This is a genomic window from Pandoraea sp. E26, from assembly GCF_000681415.1.
Classification (GTDB): Bacteria; Pseudomonadota; Gammaproteobacteria; order Burkholderiales; family Burkholderiaceae; genus Pandoraea; species Pandoraea pnomenusa.
In genome coordinates, this window is the sequence record NZ_AYXJ01000001.1 from 1 (window position 1) to 4,605 (window position 4,605).

Consider the following 4,605-nt stretch of genomic DNA (forward strand, 5'->3'; position numbering starts at 1 on the left):
GCCGCCGAGTGAAACCCCGCGAAGATGACTTCCGGCTTGGCGACATGCAGCAGCACGGCGAGCAGGAAAAACGTCAGCGTGGTGATCGGTTCCGGGAACAGTCCGAAAGCCCATGCGCCGATCGTGAAAAGTACCAGTACCGCGGCTTGCGACGCCGTTGGGGACAGGCCCAGCGTCGTGCTGCCGTGGCTTGCCGCCCACAGCGCGAGCGCGAGCAGGGCGTAGACGGCGTAACCGGCGAGCGCGCGCAGGCGGGCGCGCAGGCGCTCGCGGCGCAGCGTTTGCGCCGCGTGGGACGCCTGCGGCAGCGAATCGGGCGAGGCCGGTGGGGTGGAGTCGGTCATGGCGCTTGTCGTTGTGATGATGGGCCAATGGCGCGCCGTGAGGGCGTCGGGCGCGCGCTGCGAGTGTCAAGTGTCGGCACTGCCGACGCACTGCCGATGATACGGGCTTTGCGCGCAACGTCGTTCCGTGGCGTGGTGCGTCGTCGGAATGCGGCCGGACTACAATAAGTGCCGGCCGGGAATGTCACTCGATGATTCGGGTGGCAGCCGACGTCCCACTCTAGCCGTTGACCGATTCTGCATCAGGACAAATACCATCGCGAACATGCCACGCACCGCGACGGCGCCTGTCGCGCGCCCCAACTTCGTGCCCATGCCCCGTACGGCGCCGAGCGCCGTGACGCCCGTCGTCGCACACCTGCGCACGCCGCCGCCCGACGCGCTCATCGAGCCGCATCGCCACGAATGGGGGCAATTGATCTGTCCTCAGCGCGGCGGCCTGCGCATCACGGCCGGCGAGACCAGCCTGATCGTGCCCGTCTTTCGCGCGGCATGGGTGCCGGCCGGCATGTCGCACGAAGTCGCCGTGCTGGGCGAGGCGCAGTTTTACGCGGTGTACATGATGTCGGAAGTCTCGCCGTTGCCTGCCGAGCGGTGCCTCGTGCTCGACGTCTCCCCTTTGCTGCGCGATCTGGCGGCAGCCATGGCCGGGGGGATGGCGTCGGACGACCCTCGGCACGGACTCGTCACATCGCTGTTGCTCGAAGAATTGCGGGTGGCGCCCACGGCGTCGCTCGACCTGCGCATGCCGGACGACCGGCGCCTTCGACCGTTGTGCCAGGGGCTGATGGAGCGCCCGGAGGATGATCGTTCGCTCGCCCAATGGGCCGAAGACGTTGGGGCGTCGGAGCGTACCCTCGCGCGCCTTTTCAGCACGGAACTGGGCACGAGTTTCGGTGTATGGCGCCAGCGGGTGCGCATCGCGCGCGCGGTCGACTGGATGTCGCGCGGCGTGCCCGTGGCAACGGTCGCATCGCGTCTGGGCTATGCGAACCCCGCGGCGTTCTCCGCGATGTTCCGCCGGGCGCTGGGGGTCTCGCCGCGCGACTTTACGCGGGTGGAGCGCGCGAAGCTATGAGCGAGGCCGCACCCGGGGCGCCGAAGCCCTGGTTTCTCTACCTGCTGGAATGCGCCGGCGGACGCATCTACACCGGCATTACCGTCGACGTCGATGCGCGCTATGCGGCGCATGTGTCCGGCAAGGGCGCGCGCTTTACCCGCGCGTATCCGCCCTCGCGCATTCTCATGTCGTTGACGTTCGCCGATCGGTCGGCGGCCTCGCGCGCGGAGCACCGCGTGAAACAATTGAGCGCGTCGCAAAAGCGCGGGCTGATCGCCGGCACTTACACGTGCGACTTCGGTGGGGAAGTCGATTCCCCGGCCAGCGCGCCTGCCGACCTTACGGCACCAGGCGCGCCTGCCGAATGATGCGGCGCACCTCGCGCTGGAGCGCTCCGAACTGACCGCGTGAGGGAATCGGCGACACCACGAGCGCCCAACTGTCCCCGGGCACGTTCTTCTCGACCACCGTGTAATACGTCGCCTGTGTGCGGAAGAAGTCGGCGATGCCGTCGTGACTGATGCGATAGCTGCGTTCTCCGGCGCGAGGCAGCAGGAACACGCCGAGCGTGTAATACACGTCGCGGTCGGCGTTCACCGGCCCGGACTGCCTGTCGAGCAGCAACGTGCGCAACGTCTGCTCCGTGAGCAGGCTCGGGCGACGTATGTCGAACACGCGCCACACCTTGAGCAGGGCTCCCGTCGACATTTGCCATCCCGCGAACGGCGCGAGCAGACGCCAGTTGTCGGGCAACTGCGCGTCGGTAATGCCCAGTGGCCCGAAGATGCGTGTTTCGCAGAAGTCCTTGTACGCTTGCCCGGAGACGGCTTCGATCACCATGCCGAGCAACAGGTATGAGACGTTGGAGTAGACGAAGTCGGACTTGCCCGTGGAGTGACCGGCTTCGCCGGCGTCGAGATACTTGAAAAAGTCGGCGCTGCCACCCACGCGCCGAATTGCCAGTCCGCTGAACAGACCGTTGACGGGATCGTTGAAGCCATTAGTCGGCAGGCCGGCCCGATGCGCGAGCAGGCGACGCACCGTGAGCTCGCGCAGCGACGGATCGAGCGGCTTGCCGTGCTGTTTCGAATAGGCGTCGAGCAGATCGCCGAGCTTCGCATCGAGCGAGAGCTTGCCCTCCTGGACGAGCAGGGCGATGCCGATGGCCGTGACCGACTTGGACAGGCTGGCGACCGGCAGGAGAGCACCGACGTCGTCATCCGCCGTGGCGGCTTCGAGCGCGACGCCGGTATCCGACTCGGTGCGCAACCACACATGCGACAGGTTGAAGCGCTCCTTGAGTTGCGCGACGCCCTGCGCGAGGGTCGACTGCCCGATCGGCACCGCCGGTCGGATGGGCTTGGCCGGGCCGGAGGCCGGCAGCGCCACGACCACACTGTTCTGACTCGCCGCCGGCGCGGACGAGGCGCCTTGCGCAAGCGCCGGTGTCGCGCTCGACAGGAAGACGGCGCTCAGCAGGACACGCAGGACGCCCCCGCGTATGGACGCGGCGGACAGTCCCATAGCGCGCAGCGCGGCATGCGTGTTCTCGCGCCATGTCCGCCACGTGGTCAAACGTGCCCCTGCCGGACGGCTGTGCCGTTCGACGTACATTATTTCACCCCCCGCGCACGATACTTCGAACCGCGAATCGACTCTCTTCGGAGTCGGAATGGTTCGGTGTGCGCACGTGCCGCTTCGCGGCGTTGTCGGCATTCGAAGTTTAGGAAAACTTCGTCTAACTGGCTAACAAAAGCCTCGCATTTTACATTAAGTTGCATATATCAAACATAAACTTCCATAGCCTCGCGCAATCGGCCCGGCGCGGGACCGTGTGACGCGGGTCGCGCGGCGGCGGACGCGTGCATTGCGCCGTGGCGATTCCCTCGAATCCCGAGGGATCGGTCGCCGCCGCAGTCGCGACGAGGCCTGTCGGCAGGGCGGACGATGGTGTCGGCGGCACTGGAACAAGACCTGACACGCATCGCGGTGTAAGCTATCGTCCAGACAGCCACCCCGGGGGCGGCGTCCCGAAGCAGACGCCGTACCGGCCGCAGGATCCACCGATAGATGACTGAACCCTCCCACGCGCGCCCGAGCCGGCCCGCCGAAGCGCCTTCCACCGAGGTCCAGGCGATGGGCGCCGCCGGTGCCGCCGGCGTTGCCGTCGACGGCGTATCCGAACCGCTTGCCCCCGCGCCGGGGGCCGTAGAGGCCACCTGGCTTGCATTGCCCGCCCAGCTGCGCTGGTTGCGGCGCGTTCCATGGAGTACCGTCCGGCCGTGGCTGATCGTGGCCGGCGTGGCGCTGCTCGGCCTGTTCGTCTTCGACGCACTGCACCACATGTTGCGGCACGTGCATTACGACGACATCGTCGCCGCCATCCACAACACCCCTGTGACGCGCCTGGTGCTCGCCATGCTGGCAACGCTGGCGAGTTATGCCGCGCTCACCGGTTACGACATCTCCGGCTTGCGCTTCGCCGGGGCGACGGTGCGGCGCTCGACGGTGGTGCTGACTTCGTTCATCGCCTACGCCCTGGGGAACTCCGTGGGCCTGGGCGTGCTGACCGGCGGCACGGTGCGCATGCGCATGTACGCGGCCGCCGGGATCGACACCTCGAAGGTGGCGCAGGCGGTGGCATTCAACGCGGGCGCGTTCGGGCTGGGCATGACGGTGTTCGGCTCGCTCGGCATGCTGTGGGGCGCGTCGCGTGTGTCGGCGCTGGTGCCGATTCCCGCAGGGTTGTTGCAACTGGTCGCCGTGCTGCTGCTTGCCGGGTCCGCCGCGTTTCTCGCGATGTGCGCGCGCCATCGCACCGTCTCGCTGTTCGGCCGCTGGCCCATTCCGCTGCCGCCGCTGCGTCTGGCGTTGCGCCAGTTATTGATCTCCGCCGCCGACCTGGGCATGGCCGCCGCCGCATTGTGGTGCCTGCTGCCCGCGGGTGTGGTCGATCTGCCGACCTTCGTCGTCTTCTACGCGATTGCCATGGCCCTGGGGGTGCTCAGCCACGTCCCCGGCGGCGTGGGGGTGTTCGAGGCCGTGATTCTGCTCGCGACGAACGGCCATGCGCCGATCAGTCAGGTGGCGGGCGCGCTGGTGCTCTATCGGGGCATCTATTACCTGCTGCCGCTCATGCTCGCGGCATGCCTGCTCGCCGGATTCGAACTCCGACAGGGGCCGGCCGCGCCGATCGGCCGC

4 protein-coding genes and 1 pseudogene are annotated in these 4,605 nt (G+C 67.8%); 3 read left to right on the forward strand and 2 right to left on the reverse strand.

Annotation, left to right across the window (positions count from 1 at the left end; all coding sequences use genetic code 11):
* Window positions 1-344: pseudogene (locus W930_RS25340) on the reverse strand (SLC13 family permease); the annotation flags it as partial.
* Between the two features lie 265 nt (window positions 345-609).
* Here W930_RS25340 and W930_RS0100010 point away from each other — a divergent pair.
* Complete coding sequence (locus W930_RS0100010) at window positions 610-1,422, forward strand: helix-turn-helix domain-containing protein (RefSeq protein ID WP_023598485.1); 813 nt, start codon at window positions 610-612, stop codon at window positions 1,420-1,422.
* Window positions 1,419-1,772 (forward strand): GIY-YIG nuclease family protein, encoded by a 354-nt coding sequence (locus W930_RS25345; RefSeq protein ID WP_023598486.1) that lies wholly within the window; start codon window positions 1,419-1,421, stop codon window positions 1,770-1,772. The genes W930_RS0100010 and W930_RS25345 overlap by 4 nt, the downstream gene beginning before the upstream one ends.
* Here the strand turns inward: W930_RS25345 and W930_RS0100020 are convergent.
* The gene (locus W930_RS0100020) at window positions 1,744-3,018 is read right to left on the reverse strand and encodes a serine hydrolase (protein WP_023872538.1); all 1,275 of its coding nucleotides are present in this window, start codon (window positions 3,016-3,018) and stop codon (window positions 1,744-1,746) included. The two genes, W930_RS25345 and W930_RS0100020, sit on opposite strands and share 29 nt — an antisense overlap.
* A gap of 456 nt (window positions 3,019-3,474) precedes the next feature.
* Between W930_RS0100020 and W930_RS0100025 the strand changes: the two genes are divergently transcribed.
* Window positions 3,475-4,605, forward strand: a 1,131-nt coding sequence (locus tag W930_RS0100025; protein WP_235195466.1) for a lysylphosphatidylglycerol synthase domain-containing protein, incomplete at its 3' end; no start/stop codon positions are given.

Bases quoted from the DNA above. Each gene is read 5' to 3' on its own strand.
- W930_RS0100010 (WP_023598485.1), top strand. From the start codon at position 610: ATGCCACGCACCGCGACGGCGCCTGTCGCGCGCCCCAACTTCGTGCCC.
- W930_RS25345 (WP_023598486.1), top strand. From the start codon at position 1,419: ATGAGCGAGGCCGCACCCGGGGCGCCGAAGCCCTGGTTTCTCTACCTG.
- W930_RS0100020 (WP_023872538.1), bottom strand. From the start codon at position 3,018: ATGTACGTCGAACGGCACAGCCGTCCGGCAGGGGCACGTTTGACCACG.